We start from the raw sequence: 19,635 nt of genomic DNA, 5'->3' as shown, positions 1-19,635 counted from the left end.
GGCCGCGGCATGCCTGGACGCTCCACCCCCCGCTACCGTGGCATCTTCCCCGTGGTGCCCACCACCTTCCACGAGGACGGCACGCTCGACCTGGCCAGCCAGAAGCGCTGCCTGGACTTCATGATCGACTCGGGCGTGGACGGCCTGTGCATCCTGGCCAACTTCTCCGAGCAGTTCCTGCTGTCGGACGAAGAACGCGAAACCCTCACCCGCACGGCACTGGAGCATGTGGCGGGCCGCGTGCCCGTCATCGTCACCACCACCCACACCAGCACCGCCGTCTGCGCCGCGCACAGCCGCCGCGCACAGGACATGGGCGCTGCCATGGTGATGGTGATGCCGCCCTACCACGGCGCCACCTTCCGCTTCAGCGAGGCACGCATCCGGAGCTTCTTCCAGGGCGTGTCCGACGCCGTCGGCATCCCCGTCATGGTCCAGGACGCACCGGCCGCGGGCACGCCGCTGTCTGCGGCCTTCCTGGCCCGGATGGCGCAGGAGATCGAGCAGGTCTGCTACTTCAAGATGGAAACCGCGGGGGCGGCGAGCAAGCTGCGCGAGCTCATCGCGCTGGGCGGCGAGGCCATCGAAGGCCCCTGGGACGGGGAGGAGGCCATCACCCTGCTGGCGGACCTGGAAGCCGGGGCCACCGGATCGATGACGGGCGGCGGGTTCGCGGACGGCATACGCCCCATCATCGAAGCTCACCGCCAGGGCGACAGGGACCAGGCCTTCGCCGAATACCAGCGCTGGCTGCCGCTGATCAACCACGAGAACCGCCAGGCGGGCTTCCTGGCGGCCAAGACGCTGATGAAGGAAGGCCGCGTGATCGCCTGCGACGCACCGCGCGCGCCCTGGCCGCCCATGCACCCGGAGGTGCGCCGCCAGCTGCTGGCCATCGCACGCCCGCTCGATCCGCTGGTGCTGCGCTGGGCGCATTGAAAGCCCTGCCCGCCATGCGCCCCCGCGATCACCTCACCACCCGCAGGCCCCGGGCTGCCGCGTGGGCCAGCGATGACCGCCGCCCCGCCCACCCCACCGCCGCCGCGCCGCGCATCCGCCGCGAGGCAGCCTTTCGCCCCGTGGCCGGCGCGGTCCGCGCCAAGGGGGATGAAGGCACCCAGGGCAGGCCCTTCGCCGCCCTGCCCGCGGACTTTGCCGGGCCCCGCCTCCCGCACGCCGCGCGCTTCCAATGCCACAGCCAGGCCGGGATGGCGACAGCCAACCCGCCCACGGCGGGCACCCACTGCCACGTGCCGTCCGCCACGGCCAAGGCACACCACGCCCAGGGATGACCGTGACCGAATTCCTCGCCCCACCACCCTACATCCTGGATGCGCGCCTGGCCCCTGTCTTCGAGGGCGCGGCGCTGCGGCGGCTGTGCACGGGGGCCGCCTGGAGCGAGGGGCCGGTCTGGCTGCCCCAGGACGATTCGGTGCTGTGGAGCGACATTCCCAACAATCGCATGCTGCGCTGGTCCCCTGCCGACGGCATGAGCGTCTGGCGCGACCAGGTCGATTTCACCAACGGCCACGCGCTCGATGGCGCGGGCAACCTGCTGCATTGCTCCCACGGGCAACGCGCCATCGTGCGCACGCCCCAGGTCGGGGGGCTCCTGCATGCGGACACGCCCGATGAGGTGGTGGTCGGCCACTTCCATGGCAAGCGGCTCAACTCCCCCAACGACGTGGTGGTGCAGAGCAACGGCTGCATCTGGTTCACCGACCCGCCCTACGGCATCCTCGGCGACCGGGAAGGCCACAAGGCACCCCCCGAGCTGGACGGCAACTACGTGTTCTGCTACGACCCGTCGGACGGACAGCTGCACAAGGCGTCCGGGTTCCTGCAGGAGCCCAACGGCCTCGCTTTTTCTCCCGACGAAAGCCTGCTGTACGTGAGCGACACCTCGGCCGCGCTGCGCCCGGACGGTACGGGCCACCACCACATCGTGGTCTTCGACGTGCGGGAACATGCGCTGGAGGACCCCCGCGTGTTCGCCCGGGTCTCGCCGGGCGTGCCGGACGGTTTCCGCGTGGACCACCGCGGCCGGATCTACACCAGCAGCGAAGACAGCGTGCAGGTGCTGCACCCCGACGGAACGCTGCTGGGCAAGATTCCCGTGCCCGAGAAGGTGGGCAACGTGACCTTCGGGGGAACGCGCAGGGACACCCTCTTCATCGCCGCCAGCACCTCGCTGTACAGCATCGTTCTCAACACACGCGGAGCCCCCCGGCCATGACCGACGACGTCCTGCTTCTGGTGGAAAAGTGCAGCCACTGCCTGAGCTACTACGACATCGGCAGCGGTGAACGGCTGGCCAGCATTGCGCTGCCCGACTTCCCGCACGAGTTCGTGATCGACTCGCACCAGGCCTATGCCTACATCGGCCACTATGGCGTGGAAACCTCGGGCCATCCGGGCGCTGGGGGCACACAGATCCTTCAGGTGGACATCGCCCGCAGGAAGCTGGTGCGCTGCATCGACATCGCCCCCTTCAACCGGCTGCACGGCATGCAGATGGACGCACAGGATCGCCTGTACGCGCTCAGCGAAGACCGAGCGCAACTCGTGGTCCTGGACCATCCCGCCACGGACACGGCCCCGCGCAGGGCCGTGAGCACCGGGGGCATCAAGAGCCACCTGTTCGCGCTCACCCGCGACGGACAGACGGCCTATGCGATGAACCTGCTGTCGCACACCGTGACCAGGATCCGGCCCCACGATGCCACGGTGGCTCCCGTGGCCTGCGCTCCCGGGGAGAAACCCGAAGGCTATGCGCTGAGCGGGGACGAGAAGACGCTGTACGTGAGCTGCCGCTTGAGCAACACGCTTTGCGCGATCGACACCGCGACGATGCAGGTCAAGGACCGGGCGCCCTCGCGCGACGATCCCACGCGCCTGTACCTGTACCGGGACGGCCGGCTGGTGGTCACCAACTACGGCGAACGCAGCCTGTCCGTGGTGGACCCCGCCACGCTGCGGGAGCTGGCCCACGTGCCGATGGAGGCGCGGGCCATCGCCCTGAGCTTCCACCCGTCGCGGCCGCTGGCCTTCGTGAGCCAGGACAACGACCTGCTGGGCTGCCTCAACATGGAGACGCTGCAGTTCGAACGCTGGATCGCGACCCAGCGCGAGCCGGATGTCTCGCGCGTGCTGTCCCGCTTTCCTGCACGGGGCGGTGCATGAACGGCCTCATGCAGTGGCTGCTGACGCCCATCAGCGGAGCGGCGCACCACGAGATCGCGCCGTGGGCTTTCTGGCACGCCCGCCTCATGGTTCTGGCCTGGGCCATCCTGCTGCCGCTGGGTGTGCTGGTTGCGCGCTTCTTCAAGATCATGCCCGGCCAGGACTGGCCGGCGGTGCGCGACAACAAGACCTGGTGGCACGCGCACCGCGTGCTGCAGTACGGCGGCATGGCGCTGATGCTGGCAGGCATCGGGCTGGCCTGGGGCAACGCCCGCGGCGTGAGCCAGGCCGCGGCATGGCACGCCATTCTGGGGTGGGGGGTGCTGGGGCTGGGGCTCATGCAGCTGGCATCGGCGTGGGCCAGGGGCAGCAAGGGCGGCCCCACCGACGTGCGGCTGCGCGGAGACCACTACGACATGACCCCGGGGCGCGTGGCCTTTGAATCCGTGCACAAGGCCGGAGGCTATGCCGCCATTCTTCTGTCGATCGCCACGATCGTCCTGGGCCTGGTGGTGGCCGACGCGCCCCGCTGGATGGGGCTGGCGCTCGCGCTGTGGTGGCTGCTGCTGGCGAGCGCATTCGTGGTCCTGCAGCGCCAGGGGCGGTGCATCGACACCTACCAGGCCATCTGGGGCCCCGGCAGCGGCACGGCCGCCAGCCGCAAGCGGCCCGTGGGCTGGGGCATCAGGCGCTACACGGCGGCCCAGTGGCAGCGGAAATTCGGGCAGCGCCACACGCCCGGCCGCACTCCACAACGATAGATGACGGGAGCACCCATGGCAGGACTGGAGCTACGCAACGTGGTCAAGCGTTTCGGCGAGGTGACCGTCGTCCAGCAGATGGACCTGGCGATCCACGAGGGCGAATTCGTCGTGCTGCTGGGCGAATCGGGCTGCGGGAAAAGCACGACGCTGCGGATGATCGCGGGGCTGGAGGAGGTGACGCAGGGGCAGATCCTGATCGGCGACAGGGATGTGACCCATGCCGCGCCCATGGACCGCGACATCGCCATGGTGTTCCAGAACTATGCGCTGTACCCCCACATGAACGTGGCGGAGAACATGTCCTTTGCGCTGCGCCTGTCCGGCCGGCCCTACGCCGAGATCTTCGAGAAGGTCAGGTCCGCGGCCCGCATCCTGAGCATCGAACACCTGCTGGAACGCACGCCCAGGGAGCTGTCTGGCGGCCAGCGCCAGCGCGTGGCCATCGGGCGCGCCATCGTGCGGGAACCCAAGGTTTTCCTGTTCGACGAACCGCTGTCCAACCTGGATGCCAAGCTGCGCGGCCACATGCGGGCGGAACTGGCCATCCTGCACGAGCGCCTGGGAAAGACCACGGTGTATGTGACCCACGACCAGGTCGAGGCGATGACGCTCGCCTCGCGCATCGTGATCTTCGACAAGGGGGAGATCCAGCAGATCGGCACCCCCTCCGACGTCTTCACACGCCCGGCCAGCCTGTTCGTGGCGGGGTTCATCGGCACGCCGACCATGAATTTCTTCCGGGCCCGCTACAGCCAGGAACATGGCCTCAAGCTGCTTCGCGGAGAAGGCTTCGCGTGGATCGCGCCGGACTGGCTGGTGGCACAGGCCCCACGGGCGGACCAGTCGCTCACGCTGGGCCTGCGCCCCCAGGCGCTGCACCCTTCCAACGCGGGCGTGAGCCTGCTCAGCCTGCAGGTGGACGTCGTGGAGTACCTCGGCACCGAAAGCCAGGTGGTGGGACACATGAACACTCCCTCCGGCCAGCGCGTGGCCGCCATGCTGCCGGGCAACGCGCAGGACCGGCTGCGCCAGCGGGTCGACCTGAGCTTCGACCCGCAGGACATGCACGTTTTCGACACCGCCTCGGGGCGCTCCCTGCGCCCCTGACACACCGCGACACCCCCACCCAGGAGACAAGACCATGAAAAGACGCGATTTCGTAACGAAAACCAGTGCCACGGTGTTCGGTGCCAGCCTGCCCTTGAGCGGAATCCGTGCGCAGAGCCGCTATTCCAGGTACGCGGGCCAGACGGTCACCTTCAGCGTGCCGGCCCATCCCCACTACGACGCGATGATGAAGATCCTGCCGGATTTCACCAGGGAAACCGGGATCAAGGTGGAAACCGACCGCCTGGCCATGGGGCGCATGAAGGAAAAGCAGCTGCTGGAGATGGCCAAGCCGCAGGGCGACTACGACCTGGGCTGCTACGTCGTGATGTGGAAGGGCGAGTACGTCGCCAAGAATCTCATCCGGTCGCTCGACCCGTTCCTGCAGAACCCCGCCCTGGCGGACCCCGCCTACGACATCAAGGACATCATTCCGGTCTATCTCGAAAACCTGGGGCTCGTGGGGGGCCCCAAGGGTTACCTGGCGGGGCCGGGCGCCAAGCTCTACGGACTGCCCTATGGCGCGGAAACCTCGGTGCTGGCCTACCGCAAGGACATCTTTGCCAAGCACGGCTTCAAGGTGCCCGAGAACTATGCGGAGTTCGCGCAGTTGCTGCGCGTGATCAAGGACAAGGAGGGTATCGGCGCGCTGGCGTCCCGGGGCCAGGCGGGCCATCAGGCCGTGCACGCCTGGCTGCTGCACCTGAACCCGCTGGGCGGCAGCGTCTTCGACGATCAATGGCGCGTGCGCTTCAATGACAAGGCGGGCGTGCAGGCGCTCAAGTTCCTGCAGGAAGTGGTGGCCACGGGCCCCGCGGGCATCGCGGGGTATGGCCAGGGGGAAAGCAACACGGCCTTCCTGCAGGGCCAGGCCGCCATGTACCTGGACTCCACCTCCCTCGCCGGGCTGGTGAACGACCCGGCCAAGTCCCGCATCGCCGGCAAGGTCAGCTGGGCCCTGCACCCCATGGGAACGCGCCGCGCCTCCCAGTCCGGCGGGCTGGGCCTGGCCATCGCCAAGAACGCGAAGAACGCCGATGCGGGCTTCCTGCTCATGCAGTGGCTCACCTCCAAGGCCCAGGACAAGGCCGTCACCCGGGCGGGCGGCGCGCCCACCCGCAACTCCACGCTGGCCGACACCGACCTCGTGCGGCAGTACCCGGAGTTCATCACCTTCAAGGAGGCGCTCAAGTACTCCAACCCCGACTGGCGGCCCATCATCGCGGTGTGGGACAAGATCAACGTGCAGGCGCTCGGGGTCGGCATCTCCGAGGCCCTGACCGGCAAGAAGACGGCCGAGGCAGCGCTCAATGACCTGGTGGCCCCGGTCATGCAGATCATGCGTGAAGCCGGGTACAAAGTCTGAGGCGCGCCCGCCATGCGCACCCCTTCCTGGGTTCCGCTCCTCTACGTGGGGCCTGCCGCCGCGATCATGGCGGCAGCGTGCCTCTACCCGGTCATCTCGGCCTTCCAGCTGGGGCTCTACGACTGGAGCATGGGCACCCCCTGGAGCGCGGCCCGCTGGGTGGGGCTGGATGCATTCGCCGCGGCGTTCAGCAATCCCCGGGTGTGGTCGTCGCTCTGGACAACCCTGCTGTTCGCCGGCGTCTGCGTCACCGCCGAGATGCTGCTGGGCATCGCGCTGGCACTGGCGCTGGAGCGGCCGGTGCGGGGCACGGCGGTCTTTCGCACCTTGTTCATCCTTCCCATGATGATCGCGCCCATTGCCGTGGGCCTGGCCTGGCGCTACATGTTCGACGCGCAGTTCGGGCTCATCAACGCCGTGCTCGGCCTGCTCAGGATCGCGCCCCTGACCTGGCTGGCGGATCCCACGCTCGCGTTCGCCGCCATCGTGATCGCGGACGTCTGGCAGTGGACGCCCTTCGTCTTCATCATGATGGTGGCCGCCCTGGCGAACGTGGACAGCGCGGTCATCGAGGCCTCGCGGATCGACGGGGCGAACTGGTGGCAGATGACCACCCTCGTCAAGCTGCCCATGATCGCGCACGTGATCGCCATCACGCTGATGATGCGGCTGGTGGATGCCTTCCGGGTTCTCGAAGTGATCTACGTGCTGACATTCGGCGGCCCGGGCGACTCCACCGAAATCCTCGCGCTGCACATCTACAAGACGGCCTTCGTGGGCCAGCAGCTGGGCGTGGCCGCCGCCATCTCCGTGCTGCTGCTCGTGGTGGTGGCCGTGCTGTCATGGATCGCCCTGCGCATCTCGAACCCTCTGGACAACGAGAAGTAACCGGGAACGCGAGATGCCCATGAAACGCTCTCCCCTGCTCGCCACCGCGCACTACGCCATGCTGGTCGGCCTGGCCGTGCTGTGCATCGCCCCCATCGCGGTCATCTTCGCCACCAGCCTGCGCCAGCAGGTGGACATCTTCGCCGAGCCGCTGAATTTCATCTTCACCCCCACCCTGGAGAACTACCGGGCCGTCCTGCAGGAAGACAAGTTCGACCGGTACCTGTACAACAGCCTTTTTGTCGGGCTCATTTCCACGGCCGCCACCCTGGTGCTGGGCTGCATGGCGGCCTACGGCCTCGCGCGGTTCCGCTTCCCCGGCCGGCGCGCGCTGGCCTACACCACCTTGCTGCTGCGCACCGTGCCGCTGGCGGTCATGGCCATACCGGTCTTCCTGATCTGGAACGAATGGCACCTGGTCAACAGCCTGTGGGGCCTGATCCTGCTGTACGTGGCGGTCAACCTGCCATTCACGATCTGGCTGCTCTATGGCTTCGTGCTGCAGGTCCCCGTGGAGCTGGAAGAGGCAGCCGCCATCGACGGCTGCGGCCCCCTGCGCGTGTTCACCAAGGTGCTGCTTCCGCTCATGGCGCCCGGGCTCGCCGCGGCCTCGATCTTCACCTTCCGCATCGCCTGGAACGAGTTCATCCTGGCGCTGGTGCTCACCGATCGCCACTCGCGCACCCTGCCCGTGGCGGCCTCGCTTTTCGTCACCGACATGGGGGTGGACTGGGGGCGGGTCATGGCCATGGGCAGCCTCATCGCCATTCCCCCGCTGATCTTCACCTTCGTGGCGGCACGCCAGATCATCACCGGGCTCACGGCAGGCGCCGTCAAGGGCTAGGGACGCACCCTGGCCTGCATTCCCCCGCTTACCGCCCCACCCCATGAGATTCGTCCAGACATTGCGCATTTCGCAGAAGCTGCTCCTCTTCGCGCTCCTGCTGGTGGCGTGCTTCTTCCTCGGGGCCTGGCAGGTCGCGCGCTGCCTGCTGGCGATCTCGCATTTCGGCGCGGCGCTGCCAGACGCCGATCCCGTCGTGGAAAGCGCGGCCGCCGCGCTGCGGATACTGGCCCTGACCAGCGCCGTGGTGGCGGGGGGCTGCCTGGCCCTGGCATGGTGGATTGGCCGCGCGCTGCGCACGCGCGTCGCCGTCGCCCGCAAATTCACGGACGATGTGCGCATCGGCAACCTGACGAGCCTGATTCACGACGCGCAGCGCGACGAGTTCTCGCCCTTGATGGCGGCCATGCGCGAAATGCAGGAATCCCTGACCAGGGTCGTCACCAAGGTCAGGGCGGGCGCGCAGGAGGTGGCCCTGGCCAGCGACGAGATATCCCAGGCGAACACCGATCTGTCCGCACGGACGGAACGCCAGGCGCTGTCGCTGAAGGACACCACGGACGCGGTGGAGGCGTTCGCCAGCAGCGCCCTGCTGGTGGGGCAGAAGGCGGATGCGGGCAACGCCATCGCGCAGCAGACCGCCCTGGCGGGAGATCACGGCAACCGTGCCTTCGCGTCCGTGCAGCAGACCATGCAGGAAATTGCGTCGGACTCCGCGCGGGCCTTCGACATCATCGCGCTCATTGACGGGATCGCGTTCCAGACCAACATCCTCGCCCTGAACGCGGCCGTCGAGGCGGCACGCGCCGGCGAGCAGGGCCGGGGCTTTGCCGTGGTCGCCAGCGAGGTGCGCGCGCTGGCGCAGCGCAGCGCCAGCGCGGCCAAGGACATCAAGGCGCTGCTGACCCGCGGCAACGCCCGCATCGAAACCGGCGCGACCCTGGTGCAGACGGCCGCCCAGCAGCTGGGCGGCATGACCGAGGCCATCCAGCGGGTGACACAAATCATGGCGGAGATCGCCCATTCCAGCCAGATGCAGCGCGAGAGCGTGGGCAAGGTCATCGAGTCCGTGGAGCTGATTGACCAGGCCACGCAACAGAACGCGGCCCTGGTGGAGCAGACAGCCTCCGCCTCGCAGCAACTGCGGGCGCAGGCCGCGCGCCTCGTCGGGTCGGTGAACGTGTTCACGCTCAACGGGAGCCCGTCCGAAGCCGAAGAGCAGGTGCGAAGGGCCGTGGACCTGATCCGCGACATCGGCGCCGAGAAGGCCTACCGCGAATTCACGCACGGCACCTCGTTCAAGGACCGGGACCTGTACATCACGGTCTACGACTTCAACGGCCGCAATCTCGCGCACGGAGCCAATCCCGCCAACGTCGGAAAGGTCCTCATCGACATGCGCGACGCGAATGGCGTGGCGATCGTCAGGAACTCGCGCGACCTGGCCACGCAAAGGGGCTCTGGATGGTCCGCGCCGTACCACATCCTGAATCCGGTCACCCAGAAGATCATGGTCAAGAAGGCGTTTGTCCAGCGTGTGGGAGAGACCTTCGTCTCGTCCGGAATCTACGCCGTGGACCTGGATTGATCGACGCTCCCCCCGAGACAGGAAAAAACCCATGCAACGCAGACTGCTCGTCCAATCGCTGTGCGCCGCCACCATCCCCGCCTTCTTCCCGGGGGCATCGCGCGCCCGGAACAGGTATGCCCCCTACCGGGGCCAGAAGCTCAGGATCAGCATCCCCAGGCACCACCACTACGACGCCGCCACGAAACTGTTCCCCACGTTCACCAGCGAAACCGGCATTCAGGTCGAGTTTGAACAGCTCCCCATCGCGGAGATGAAAAAGAGGCAGCTGGAGGAGATGGCCAAGCCGCAGTGCGACTTCGACCTCGTGTCGTATGTGGTGATGTGGAAAGGCGAGTACGTCAAGAAGCGCCTCATCCGGGATATCGAGCCCTACCTGAACAACCGGCAGCTCACCCCCGAGGACTTCGACCTGCCCGACATCATCGCGGGATTCCGGGAGAACATTGGCCTGGTCGGGGGATGGAAAGGCTACCTGGCCGGCGGGGCCGCCAAGCTCTATGGGCTGCCCTATGGAGCCGAGACCTCGGTGCTGGCCTACCGGCACGACATCTTCGAGAAGTTCAACCTGAAGCCGCCCGAGTCGTACTTCCAGCTGGAACAGCTGCTGCCGCTCCTGCGGGAAAAGACCGCCATGGGGTCGCTGGCCTCGCGCGGCAAGGAAGGCCACCAGTGCGTGCATGCCTGGCTGTTGCACCTGAACCCGCTCAATGGCGGCGTGTTCGAGAACAACTGGCAGCCCCGCCTGCATGATTCGGCCGGAGTCCGCGCCGCCAACCTGCTCAAGAAGATCATCGACACCGGCCCTCCCAACGCGCTGGCGGCGGGCCAGACGGAGATGCTCAATGCGTTCCTGCAAGGGCAGGCCTCCATGTACCTGGACTCGACCCTCATCTTCGGTGCGGTCCGCGACGAGAAGATCTCGAAGATCAATGGCAAGGTTAGTTATGTGCGCCATCCCCGCGGCGCGCGCTATGCGTCCCAGACCGGAGGCCTGGGACTGGCCATCCCCGCCCAGTCGAAGAACCCGGACAGCGCATTCCTGCTGATGCAATGGCTCACCGCCAAGCAGCAGGACAAGTCGGTTTGCCACCTGGGCGGCGTGCCCCACCGGCTGTCCACCCTGGCCGACCCCGACCTGGGGAGGAAATACCCCGAGTTCCAGATGCTCCTGCGCAGCATCGGGGATGCCAACCCCAACTGGCGGCCCATCATTCCGGAGTGGGACACCATCAATACCGACATACTGGGCAAGAGCATCCACGAGGTGATTTCAGGCAAGCAGCCCGCAGAGACGGCGCTGGCGCAGGCCGCAAAGGCGGTGGCCGACCTGATGCGCCGCGAAGGGTACCTCACCACCCCGCCACCGGTCCGCTAGTTCCGCTGGTCCGGCTTGCGGCGCCCCTGCTTCGCCGTCATGAGTTTCACGCTGCTGAAGCTGGCGAAGCGCCTGCTTTCATCACCTGGCATCCCGTGTGGCGGCCGGGGCAGCCACGGTGCAGGCCGTCCCGAGCGCCGCACGGGCTCAGCCGGCAAGGCCCTAGAGTCCTGCGGCTACGCCGCCAGCAATCCGCTGTGCGCGGCGGCGTGGCGCAGCCAGTCGGCATCCTGCGCCAAGGCCAGCGCGGCATCGAGCGCGCGGGTGGGCTGCACCTGGCGGTGCGACATGAAGCCGATGGGCGTGGTGAGCACGGGCGCCAGGAGGGGCAGCGCCTCCAGCCCGTCATGGCCCCGCACCACATCCACCAGCGCGCCCGGCAGCACGCTGCACAGGTTGCCGGCCACCACGCTCAAGGCCAGCGTGAGGACCGAATCGGTTTCCATGGCGGGCCGCACCGTGGCCCCCGCGCTGCGGAAGGCGCCATCCACCAGGCTGCGGTTGTGCATCTCGGGCGTGAGCAGGCACAGCGGCTGGCGCGCCGCCTCGGCCCAGCCAACGGGCCCGCCCATCTGCAGGCCGTGCCCTTTCGGGCTGCTGGCCCGCCGCAGCAGGAAGTAGTGCTCCACGTACTGCGGCCAGGCCCGCAGTTGGCCGCCGCGCGCGGGCATGCGCTCGGTGTAGCCCAGCGCGAGGTCCAGGGAAATACTCTCCAGCCCCGCCTCCAGCGCCTGCGAACTCATGGACAGCGCGACGGGCGCGATGCCGGGGTGCCGCGCCTGCAGCTGCGCCGCAAACCGCGCCAGGATTGGCATGGCCGTGGGCACGGCGCCCAGGCGCAAGGTGCCGCGCGGATGGGCGGCATCGCTCAACAGGTCCTGCTGCAGCACCTGGTGTTCATGCAGCATGCGCTGGGCCGAGGCCAGCACACGCTCCCCCTCGGGCGTGAAGCCCTCGAAGCTGCGGCCCCGGCGCACCACCACCACCCCAAACTCTTTTTCCAGCGCCCGCAGCGCGTTCGACAGCGCGGGTTGCGTGATGTGGCAGGCCTGCGCCGCCCGGCCGAAGTGCCGGTGCTCGTGCAGCGCCACGAGGTAGCGCAGGGACGCGAGCAGGTTCATGGCGCAGTGCGGCAGCCCACGGAGATCAGGTGTTCTTGCTGATCGAGATGGTGGGGAACTTGTTGGAGAAGTCCTTGGCCTGCTGGGCGATTTTCACCGCCACGTCGCGCGCCACCTTCTTGTAGATCTTGGCCACGTCCCCGTCGGGGTCGGCCACCACGGTGGGCTTGCCGCTGTCGGCCTGCAGGCGGATGCTCATGTCGAGCGGCAGCGCGCCCAGGTAGTCCATGTGGTAGTCGGCTGCCATCTTCTTGCCGCCATCGGCACCAAAGATGTGCTCCACATGGCCGCAGTTGCTGCACACGTGGGCGGCCATGTTCTCGACGATGCCCAGGATGGGCACACCCACCTTCTCGAACATCTTGATGCCCTTCTTGGCGTCCAGCAGCGCGATGTCCTGCGGCGTGGTGACGATCACGGCGCCGGTCATGGGCACGCGCTGGCTCAGCGTGAGCTGGATGTCGCCGGTACCGGGCGGCATGTCGATGATGAGGTAGTCCAGGTCCTTCCAGTTGGTCTGGCGCAGCAGCTGCTCCAGCGCCTGGGTGGCCATGGGGCCGCGCCAGATCATGGCTTCGTCCTGGTCCACCAGGAAGCCGATGGACATGACCTGCACGCCGTAGTTCTCCAGCGGCTCCATGGTCTTGCCGTCGTCGCTTTCGGGGCGGCGGTTGATGCCCAGCATCATGGGTTGGCTGGGGCCGTAGATGTCGGCGTCGAGCACGCCCACGCTGGCGCCCTCGGCAGCCAGCGCCAGGGCCAGGTTGGCGGCCGTGGTGCTCTTGCCCACGCCGCCCTTGCCCGAGGCCACGGCGATGATGTTCTTGACCTGGGGCAACAGCTGCACGCCGCGCTGCACGGCGTGCGCGATGACCTTGGTGGTGATGTTGACCGACACGTTCTCCACCCCGGCAATCCCCTTGGCGGCCGCCACGAGGCTGCGGCGCAGCTCGGGCACCAGGCTCTTGGCGGGGTAGCCCAGTTCCACGTCGAAGGCCACGTCGCCGCCGGTGATCTGCACGTTGCGCAGGGCCCGGGTGCTGACGAAATCCTTGCCGGTGTGGGGGTCCAGCACGCTGGAAAGTGCGGCCAAGAGGCCCTGTTCGGTGACTGCCATTCAATAATCTCCAGAAGAGGCGGGTAGTCTATCCAAGCGCCGTGCCCTCCGCGTCTGAAGGACAATGCGCCGCGTTGCCGCCGCCTGCGCCCAAAACCGAAAGAAAAGGACCCCCGTGAAATTCAAGATGGCCGAAAAGTCCCTGTTTGCCATGCTGCTGCGCTCGCCCTGGTGGGTCAGCTTCGTGGTGGTCGGCCTCATTGTCCTGGCGGCGGGCGCCCTCTTGCCCAAGGAGTACTTCGTGGTGGGAGCGCTCGCGGGTTTCCCCATCTTCGTGGTGGGCTGCATTGCGGCCTGGAAGCAGCTGCGCGCCCCCAACCCGGCCCAGGTGGCCGACATGCTGGAGGCCGTGGGCAGCATGCCCTGGCGCAGCTTTGCCGACACCCTGGCATCCGCCTGGACCCGGGCGGGCTACACCGTGGAGCGGATCGACGGCAACAACGCCGGGGCCGACATGCGCCTGACCCTGAGCGGCAAGACCACGCTGGTGAGCGCCAAGCGCTGGAAGGCCGCCACCCATGGCGTGGAGCCCCTGCGCGAACTGCACGCGGCCATGGTGGCCAGCGACGCTCCGGCGGGCATCTATGTGGCGGCCCTGGGGCAGGTCAGCGACAACGCGCGCCTGTATGCCCGCGACCATGGGATCGCCGTGCTGCAGGGCGATGCAGTGGCGGCACTGCTGCTGAGCAGCCGGCGCTGATCCACGCCCCGCCGGCCCGCCATGCGGGTTTTCCCAGATGGAGCGACCGGTGGCGGACTCCACACTTGGCACATCACCCACCCCTTCGACGATGCCATCGATCAGCCCCCCCACCGACGCCTGCGCCCCCGCTCCCGCGGCCCCGCCCGCCCGTCCCACCGGCCTGCTGCTGACCGGCGGCGGTGCCCGCGCCGCCTACCAGGTGGGCGTGCTGGAGGCGATCGCCGACATCCGCAATGCCTGTGGCGCGGGCGGCGGGCCCAATCCGTTCCCCATCATCACGGGCACCTCCGCGGGCGCCATCAACGCGGCGGCGCTGGCCTGCGGGGCCGACAACTTCGACCGCGCGGTGCGCCGCATCGCACGCGTGTGGCGCCAGTTCCATGCCAGCCAGGTGTATGGCGCCGATTCGCTGTCCGTCATGCGCAGCGGGGCGCGCTGGCTCACGCTGCTGTCCATGGGCTGGGCGCTGGCGCGGTGGCGCCGCATGCGGCCCCGGTCGCTGCTGGACAACTCGCCCCTGGAGAAACTGCTGGTGAAAATGGTGCCCCTGGTGCGCCTGCCCCGGCTCATCCGCAAGGGGCACCTCACCGCGCTGGCGGTCACGGCATCGAGCTACAGCTCGGGCGAGCACGTCACGTTCTTCGAATCCAACGCGCCGGTGCAGCCCTGGGTGCGCTCGCAGCGCAAGGCCGCGCGCGACCGCATCACGCACGAGCACCTGCTCGCGTCCTCGGCCATTCCGTTCATCTTCCCGGCCAAGGGCATCACGATCGACGACCATACCGAGTACTTCGGCGATGGCTCCATGCGCCAGTCGGCCCCGATCGCGCCCGCCATCCACCTGGGGGCCGAGCGCATCCTGGTGATCGGCGCGGGCCGCATGCACGAGCCCCGGGGCGACGCCGCGGCCAACCCCACGCCCAGCTACCCCACGCTCGCGCAGATCGCGGGGCATGCGCTGTCCAACATCTTTCTGGACGCGCTGGCGGTCGACGTGGAGCGGGTGCAGCGGGTCAACCAGACGCTGTCGCTGATCCCCCCCGACGTGCGCGCGCACAGCGCGCTGCGGCCCATCGAACTGCTGGTGATCGCGCCTTCGCAGCGGCTCGACGCGGTGGCCGCGCGCCACGTGGGCGATCTGCCGGCCCCCGTGCGCGCCATGCTGGCGGCGCTGGGCGTCACGTCCAACATGGCGGATGTGCGCGGCGCGGCGCTGGCCAGCTACCTGCTGTTCGAATCCGGCTACACGCAAGAGCTGATGGCCCTGGGCCGGGCCGACACGCTGGCCATGCGCGCCGAGGTGTGCCGCTTTTTCGGCTGGACCGACAGCGGCGCGGACATTCGGACCCGCGAGCACGCCTGAACGGCCGCCGGTCCGCCCCGGCGTCCGCTACCGCGCCTTGAGCACGTCCTTACGCAGCCAGCCCAGGCCGTGCGCGTGCAGGCTCTGCACATACAGCCGGTCCGCCGTCTCGGTGATGGCCGTGGTTTCCGGGTAGGCGCCCGCCGGGTCCTGCAGGTCGGCCACCACCTTGCCGTCGTCGGTGAACGCGATCACGTGGCCGTACGGCTGGGGGATGGGCCACAGCGCACGCGGCAGGCGCAGTGTCAGGCTGCGCAGCCAGGGCTTGCCGGCCATGTTGTCGATGGCCGCGCCGCGCGGCTTGGCAAAGCCCAGCCAGATGCGGCCGTCCATCCCGCGCATCAGGTTGTCGGGGTAGCCGGGCAGGTTGTCGAGCAGCACGCTGGCCTGGGCTCCGGGCCGGCTGATGTCCAGGTCGTTCGCGTCCACCGCGATCTTCCATACCCTGTACTTGCCGGTTTCGTTGACGAACAGGCTCTTTTCGTCCTGGCTGAGCGCCACGCCGTTGGCGAAGCTCAGGCCCCGGGCCACCACGCGCGTGGCGCGAGTCGCGGGGTCGTACTCCAGCACCCGGCCCGTGCTGGCCTGCTCCAGGATGTCGAGCACGCTGGCCTCGAAGGTGCCGCCCCAGTCCTGGGGGGCAAAACGCGTGGAGGCGTCGCTCAGGTACATCTTGCCGCTTTGGGCCACCACCACGCCGTCGGCATAGCGGATGGGATCGCTGCCCACCTTGTCGGCCAGCACGGTGACCTTGCCATCGGGCGCGATGGACAGCAGGCCCTTGACCGCATCGGCCGCGATGAGGTGGCCCGCCGCGTCGAAGTCAAAGCCCAGCACCCGCCCGCCGGTATTGGCAAAGACCTCCTGGCCCGATCCATCGGGGTTCATGCGCAGGATGTTGCCGCTGAGCACCGTGGTGTAGAGCTTGCCGTCCCTGCCCACGGCGATGTGCTCGGGGCCGACCTCGCCGTGGAGGTCGATCACCTGCAGCTGGGCCAGCCGCGTGTTGGGCGCATGCACGCCCTGGTAGCCGGGCGCGGGCGGGGCGCTCCAGGCCACGGGCCGGATGGGCACGGGCCACCATGCCAGGTAGGCCGCCAGCACCAGCACGGCGCCAGCGGCGCTCCATCCCAGTCTCCTCACCAGCTTCTTTGCCATCGGCGTTCCTCCGTTGTGGTCGGTGCCAGGCATTGTGGGCCCGGCGAGCCCCCGCGCACCCTGCCCGGGGCCCGTTCGCTGGCACCTGCGCGACCCGCGCGCGGGGCTGGAGCGCCCGCGGCCGCGAGGCAGGGCGCCAAACGCCTAAAATCGCGGGTTCCGCCTGAGAAAGCCGCTTTTCATGACGTCATCCGCACGCAAACTCTTCGTCACCACCGCCCTGCCCTACGCCAACGGCAACTTCCACATCGGCCACATCATGGAATACATCCAGGCCGACATCTGGGTGCGGTTCCAGCGCATGCAGGGCCACGCGGTGAACTTCGTGGGCGCCGACGACACGCATGGCGCGCCCATCATGATCGCCGCCGAGAAGGCGGGCGTCACGCCGCAGCAGTTCGTGGCCAACATCGCCGCGGGCCGCAAGCAGTACCTGGACGGCTTTCACATCAGCTTCGACAACTGGCACAGCACCGACGCGCCAGAGAACCACGAGCTGGCCCGCCAGATCTACCGCGACCTGCGCGACCGCGCCGACGGCTCGCTGATCGAGGTGCGCACCATCGAGCAGTTCTTCGACCCCGAGAAGAACATGTTCCTGCCCGACCGCTACATCAAGGGCGAATGCCCCAAGTGCCATGCCAAGGACCAGTATGGCGACAACTGCGAGGTGTGCGGCACGGTGTACGCGCCCACCGACCTGATCAACCCGTTCTCGGCCTTGTCCGGCGCCAAGCCCGAGCTGAAGAACTCCGAGCATTTCTTTTTCAAGCTCTCGGACCCGCGCTGCGTGGAGTTCCTGGAGAAGTGGACGCAGGACGGCAAGCTGCAGCCTGAGGTGGCCAACAAGATCAAGGAATGGTTCACCGTGCGCACCAATCCGGACGGCACGACCAGCGAAGGCCTGGGCGACTGGGACATCAGCCGCGACGCGCCCTACTTCGGCATCGAGATCCCCGACGCGCCGGGCAAATACTTCTACGTGTGGCTCGACGCCCCCGTGGGCTACCTGGCCTCGCTCAAGAACTGGTTCGACAAGGGCGGCCCCAAGGCAAAACACGGCGACACCCGCTCGTTCGACGAATACATGGCCGCTGCCGACACCGAGCAGTACCACTTCATCGGCAAGGACATCGTCACCTTCCACACGCTGTTCTGGCCCGCCATGCTGCACTTCAGCGGCCGCAAGACGCCCGACAACGTGTTCGTGCATGGCTTTCTCACCGTGAACAACGGCGAGAAGATGAGCAAGAGCCGTGGCACCGGCCTGGACCCGCTCAAGTACCTGAGCCTGAACATGAACGCCGAATGGCTGCGCTACTACCTGGCGGCCAAGCTCAGCGCGCGCAACGAAGACATCGACTTCAACGCCGAGGACTTCATGCTGCGCGTGAACAGCGATCTGATCGGCAAGTACGTGAACATTGCCAGCCGCGCTGCGGGATTCCTGACCAAGCGCTTCGACGGCAAGCTCACCAGCGACTTCGGCGCCACGGGCGTGGCCCTGCTGGCCGAGGTGCGCGGTGCCAGCGGCGCCATCGCGCAGATGTACGAAACCCGCGAGTACAGCAAGGCCACGCGCGAGATCATGCAGCTGGCCGACAAGGTCAACGCCTATGTGGACCAGAACAAGCCCTGGGACCTGGCCAAGGACGCGGCCAACAACGAGGCGCTGCACCAGGTCTGCTCGGTGCTCATCAACACCTTCGCCGCGCTCACGCGCTACCTGGCGCCCGTGCTGCCGGGCCTGGCCCAGGCCGTGCAAGGCTTTGTGGGTGTGGACATGCGGCAGTGGGACGTGGCGGGCGACGTGCAGGCGATCACCCCCTACCAGCACCTGATGCAGCGCGTGACCCCCGAGCAGCTGGAAGCATTGTTTGAGGCTCCAGCGCAGGCAGAACAAGCGCCAGCAGCTACTGAAACAATAGCATCCCCCGGCGGCGAGGAACTGGCCCCCACCATCACCATCGACGACTTCACCAAGATCGACCTGCGCATCGCGCTGATCGTGAATTGCGAGCCGGTCGAAGGCTCCACCAAGCTGCTGCGCCTCACGCTGGACGTGGGCGAAGGCCGCACGCGCAATGTCTTTTCAGGCATCGCCAGCGCCTACCAGCCCGCCGACCTGATCGGCAAGCACACGGTGATGGTGGCCAACCTCGCGCCGCGCAAGATGAAGTTCGGCGTCTCCGAAGGCATGGTGCTGGCCGCCAGCCATGGCGACGAGAAGGCCAACCCCGGCATCTACGTGCTCAACCCCTGGCCCGGCGCCACGCCCGGCATGCGGGTGCGCTGAAGCACTGCAACGGCCGCGCCGGCCGTTGCCTTCCCGGGCCCCGCCGCTCGTTCGCTCACAGCGATGCCAGCGGCGGCGACCGCTGCAGCCGGCCCGCGCGCAGCGCCTGTCGCCGCAGGTACCACTCGGCGCCCAACAGGTTGGGCACCCAGCACAGCCAGGCGATGAAGGGGTAGGACACCTGCTCATCCACCCCCAGGGCCATGCTGCCCCCCAGGTAGACGCGCAGCGTGATGGCTGCCGCCGTGAGCGCATAGCTGCGCACCATCCAGCGCCGGTGCTCGGCAAAACGGCGCTGCAGCGCGCGCAGCAGGCCCATGCCGGTCGCCACGATCCAGGCCACGCCCAGCGCCAGGAAACCCAGGACGGCCACGGGACCCGTCATCGCATCCAGTGCCAGGGGCAACGACGAGAGCCAGCCCACCGCAATCGCCGCCACATACCCGAGCCCCACCCAGCGGTGCAGGGCCGGAAACCGGGTGCGCCATGCCGCCATCAATTGCAGCGGGCCCAGCATCAGTGCCAGCGATGCGCTGACCGCATGCACCACGAAAGCCCGGGGCGCCGACTGCAGGCTGGGCAGGTCCATCGGGAAGGGCATGCCGGGCAGCGCATAGCGCAACGAGACAATGCCGACGGCCAGGGCCGACAGCGCGAGCAAACCCCAAGCCAGGGCGGGGGCGAGAGTACGTGGAGACATGGCAACTTTCTGTGAAATGGAAGTCCATCCACTCTAGAAATTGCGTCTGAGCCCCGTGT

General features: G+C 68.1%; 18 protein-coding genes and 1 pseudogene. 15 read left to right on the top strand and 4 right to left on the bottom strand.

Going from position 1 to position 19,635, the window contains the following annotated elements:
- Positions 1 to 9: 9 nt before the first annotated feature.
- The 12 genes and pseudogenes from AC1RVY_RS15665 to AC1RVY_RS15610 all read left to right on the top strand — a co-directional run bounded on the left by AC1RVY_RS15665 (position 10) and on the right by AC1RVY_RS15610 (position 11,118).
- Positions 10 to 939, top strand: a complete 930-nt coding sequence (locus AC1RVY_RS15665) for a dihydrodipicolinate synthase family protein (protein ID WP_492807065.1) — start codon at positions 10 to 12, stop codon at positions 937 to 939.
- Positions 940 to 953: 14 nt separating this feature from the next.
- Entirely contained in the window at positions 954 to 1,292 is a 339-nt protein-coding gene (locus AC1RVY_RS15660) for a hypothetical protein (RefSeq protein ID WP_492807064.1), read from the top strand.
- Positions 1,289 to 2,236 carry an SMP-30/gluconolactonase/LRE family protein gene (locus AC1RVY_RS15655; protein WP_492807062.1) on the top strand — a complete coding sequence of 316 codons (948 nt, stop codon included), beginning with the start codon at positions 1,289 to 1,291 and terminating at the stop codon, positions 2,234 to 2,236. Before AC1RVY_RS15660 ends, AC1RVY_RS15655 begins: the two co-directional genes overlap by 4 nt.
- Positions 2,233 to 3,183, top strand: a complete 951-nt coding sequence (locus AC1RVY_RS15650; protein WP_492253755.1) for a YncE family protein — start codon at positions 2,233 to 2,235, stop codon at positions 3,181 to 3,183. Before AC1RVY_RS15655 ends, AC1RVY_RS15650 begins: the two co-directional genes overlap by 4 nt.
- The gene (locus AC1RVY_RS15645; protein WP_218295874.1) at positions 3,180 to 3,944 is read left to right on the top strand and encodes a cytochrome b561 domain-containing protein; all 765 of its coding nucleotides are present in this window, start codon (positions 3,180 to 3,182) and stop codon (positions 3,942 to 3,944) included. The genes AC1RVY_RS15650 and AC1RVY_RS15645 overlap by 4 nt, the downstream gene beginning before the upstream one ends.
- 15 nt (positions 3,945 to 3,959) lie before the next feature.
- Positions 3,960 to 5,054, top strand: a complete 1,095-nt coding sequence (locus tag AC1RVY_RS15640) for an ABC transporter ATP-binding protein (RefSeq protein WP_492807061.1) — start codon at positions 3,960 to 3,962, stop codon at positions 5,052 to 5,054.
- 34 nt (positions 5,055 to 5,088) lie between these two features.
- Positions 5,089 to 6,420: an ABC transporter substrate-binding protein gene (locus AC1RVY_RS15635; RefSeq protein ID WP_492807059.1), complete on the top strand. Its 1,332-nt coding sequence runs from the start codon at positions 5,089 to 5,091 to the stop codon at positions 6,418 to 6,420.
- 12 nt (positions 6,421 to 6,432) lie between these two features.
- The gene (locus tag AC1RVY_RS15630; RefSeq protein ID WP_218339537.1) at positions 6,433 to 7,308 is read left to right on the top strand and encodes a carbohydrate ABC transporter permease; all 876 of its coding nucleotides are present in this window, start codon (positions 6,433 to 6,435) and stop codon (positions 7,306 to 7,308) included.
- A 19-nt stretch (positions 7,309 to 7,327) separates the two neighbouring features.
- Positions 7,328 to 8,152 carry a carbohydrate ABC transporter permease gene (locus tag AC1RVY_RS15625; protein ID WP_218295878.1) on the top strand — a complete coding sequence of 275 codons (825 nt, stop codon included), beginning with the start codon at positions 7,328 to 7,330 and terminating at the stop codon, positions 8,150 to 8,152.
- Positions 8,153 to 8,195: 43 nt separating this feature from the next.
- A pseudogene (locus AC1RVY_RS15620) lies at positions 8,196 to 9,182 on the top strand (methyl-accepting chemotaxis protein); the annotation flags it as partial.
- A complete protein-coding gene (locus AC1RVY_RS15615; RefSeq protein ID WP_492244513.1) occupies positions 9,159 to 9,740 on the top strand; it encodes a cache domain-containing protein in 582 nt (193 codons plus the stop codon). The pseudogene AC1RVY_RS15620 and the gene AC1RVY_RS15615, both read left to right, overlap by 24 nt.
- A 31-nt stretch (positions 9,741 to 9,771) precedes the next feature.
- Positions 9,772 to 11,118, top strand: coding sequence for an ABC transporter substrate-binding protein (locus AC1RVY_RS15610; protein WP_218339539.1), 1,347 nt, complete (start codon positions 9,772 to 9,774; stop codon positions 11,116 to 11,118).
- 176 nt (positions 11,119 to 11,294) lie between these two features.
- Here the strand turns inward: AC1RVY_RS15610 and AC1RVY_RS15605 are convergent, their stop codons facing one another.
- Both AC1RVY_RS15605 and apbC read right to left on the bottom strand, forming a co-directional pair.
- Positions 11,295 to 12,239, bottom strand: coding sequence for a LysR substrate-binding domain-containing protein (locus AC1RVY_RS15605; protein ID WP_492807056.1), 945 nt, complete (start codon positions 12,237 to 12,239; stop codon positions 11,295 to 11,297).
- 25 nt (positions 12,240 to 12,264) lie between these two features.
- On the bottom strand, positions 12,265 to 13,356 hold the full coding sequence (gene apbC / locus AC1RVY_RS15600) for an iron-sulfur cluster carrier protein ApbC (RefSeq protein WP_218339541.1): 1,092 nt from the start codon (positions 13,354 to 13,356) through the stop codon (positions 12,265 to 12,267).
- Between the two features lie 115 nt (positions 13,357 to 13,471).
- Here apbC and AC1RVY_RS15595 point away from each other — a divergent pair, with 115 nt between their 5' ends.
- Together AC1RVY_RS15595 and AC1RVY_RS15590 are read left to right on the top strand one after the other, a co-directional pair.
- Complete coding sequence (locus AC1RVY_RS15595; RefSeq protein WP_492807054.1) at positions 13,472 to 14,056, top strand: restriction endonuclease; 585 nt, start codon at positions 13,472 to 13,474, stop codon at positions 14,054 to 14,056.
- 91 nt (positions 14,057 to 14,147) lie between these two features.
- Positions 14,148 to 15,422, top strand: a complete 1,275-nt coding sequence (locus AC1RVY_RS15590) for a patatin-like phospholipase family protein (RefSeq protein WP_492807052.1) — start codon at positions 14,148 to 14,150, stop codon at positions 15,420 to 15,422.
- Positions 15,423 to 15,449: 27 nt separating this feature from the next.
- Here AC1RVY_RS15590 and AC1RVY_RS15585 read toward each other — a convergent pair whose 3' ends face one another.
- Positions 15,450 to 16,580: an SMP-30/gluconolactonase/LRE family protein gene (locus AC1RVY_RS15585; RefSeq protein ID WP_492807050.1), complete on the bottom strand. Its 1,131-nt coding sequence runs from the start codon at positions 16,578 to 16,580 to the stop codon at positions 15,450 to 15,452.
- 181 nt (positions 16,581 to 16,761) lie between these two features.
- Between AC1RVY_RS15585 and metG the strand changes: the two genes are divergently transcribed.
- Positions 16,762 to 18,876: a methionine--tRNA ligase gene (metG, locus tag AC1RVY_RS15580; RefSeq protein ID WP_492807048.1), complete on the top strand. Its 2,115-nt coding sequence runs from the start codon at positions 16,762 to 16,764 to the stop codon at positions 18,874 to 18,876.
- Positions 18,877 to 18,931: 55 nt separating this feature from the next.
- Here metG and AC1RVY_RS15575 read toward each other — a convergent pair whose 3' ends face one another.
- Positions 18,932 to 19,576, bottom strand: coding sequence for a DUF2306 domain-containing protein (locus tag AC1RVY_RS15575; RefSeq protein ID WP_492807046.1), 645 nt, complete (start codon positions 19,574 to 19,576; stop codon positions 18,932 to 18,934).
- Positions 19,577 to 19,635: the final 59 nt, after the last annotated feature.

This window comes from Acidovorax sp. GW821-FHT11A03 (genome assembly GCF_058809075.1).
This window is presented reverse-complemented; position numbering and strand designations above follow the sequence as displayed.

Coding starts and splice junctions, on each gene's coding strand:
- AC1RVY_RS15650 (WP_492253755.1), top strand. CDS start 2,233: ATGACCGACGACGTCCTGCTTCTGGTGGAAAAGTGCAGCCACTGCCTG.
- AC1RVY_RS15655 (WP_492807062.1), top strand. CDS start 1,289: ATGACCGTGACCGAATTCCTCGCCCCACCACCCTACATCCTGGATGCG.
- AC1RVY_RS15660 (WP_492807064.1), top strand. CDS start 954: ATGCGCCCCCGCGATCACCTCACCACCCGCAGGCCCCGGGCTGCCGCG.
- AC1RVY_RS15605 (WP_492807056.1), bottom strand. CDS start 12,239: ATGAACCTGCTCGCGTCCCTGCGCTACCTCGTGGCGCTGCACGAGCAC.
- AC1RVY_RS15585 (WP_492807050.1), bottom strand. CDS start 16,580: ATGGCAAAGAAGCTGGTGAGGAGACTGGGATGGAGCGCCGCTGGCGCC.
- AC1RVY_RS15665 (WP_492807065.1), top strand. CDS start 10: ATGCCTGGACGCTCCACCCCCCGCTACCGTGGCATCTTCCCCGTGGTG.
- AC1RVY_RS15575 (WP_492807046.1), bottom strand. CDS start 19,576: ATGTCTCCACGTACTCTCGCCCCCGCCCTGGCTTGGGGTTTGCTCGCG.
- AC1RVY_RS15625 (WP_218295878.1), top strand. CDS start 7,328: ATGAAACGCTCTCCCCTGCTCGCCACCGCGCACTACGCCATGCTGGTC.
- AC1RVY_RS15635 (WP_492807059.1), top strand. CDS start 5,089: ATGAAAAGACGCGATTTCGTAACGAAAACCAGTGCCACGGTGTTCGGT.
- AC1RVY_RS15640 (WP_492807061.1), top strand. CDS start 3,960: ATGGCAGGACTGGAGCTACGCAACGTGGTCAAGCGTTTCGGCGAGGTG.
- AC1RVY_RS15590 (WP_492807052.1), top strand. CDS start 14,148: ATGCCATCGATCAGCCCCCCCACCGACGCCTGCGCCCCCGCTCCCGCG.
- AC1RVY_RS15645 (WP_218295874.1), top strand. CDS start 3,180: ATGAACGGCCTCATGCAGTGGCTGCTGACGCCCATCAGCGGAGCGGCG.
- AC1RVY_RS15615 (WP_492244513.1), top strand. CDS start 9,159: ATGGCGGAGATCGCCCATTCCAGCCAGATGCAGCGCGAGAGCGTGGGC.
- AC1RVY_RS15610 (WP_218339539.1), top strand. CDS start 9,772: ATGCAACGCAGACTGCTCGTCCAATCGCTGTGCGCCGCCACCATCCCC.
- AC1RVY_RS15630 (WP_218339537.1), top strand. CDS start 6,433: ATGCGCACCCCTTCCTGGGTTCCGCTCCTCTACGTGGGGCCTGCCGCC.
- apbC (WP_218339541.1), bottom strand. CDS start 13,356: ATGGCAGTCACCGAACAGGGCCTCTTGGCCGCACTTTCCAGCGTGCTG.
- metG (WP_492807048.1), top strand. CDS start 16,762: ATGACGTCATCCGCACGCAAACTCTTCGTCACCACCGCCCTGCCCTAC.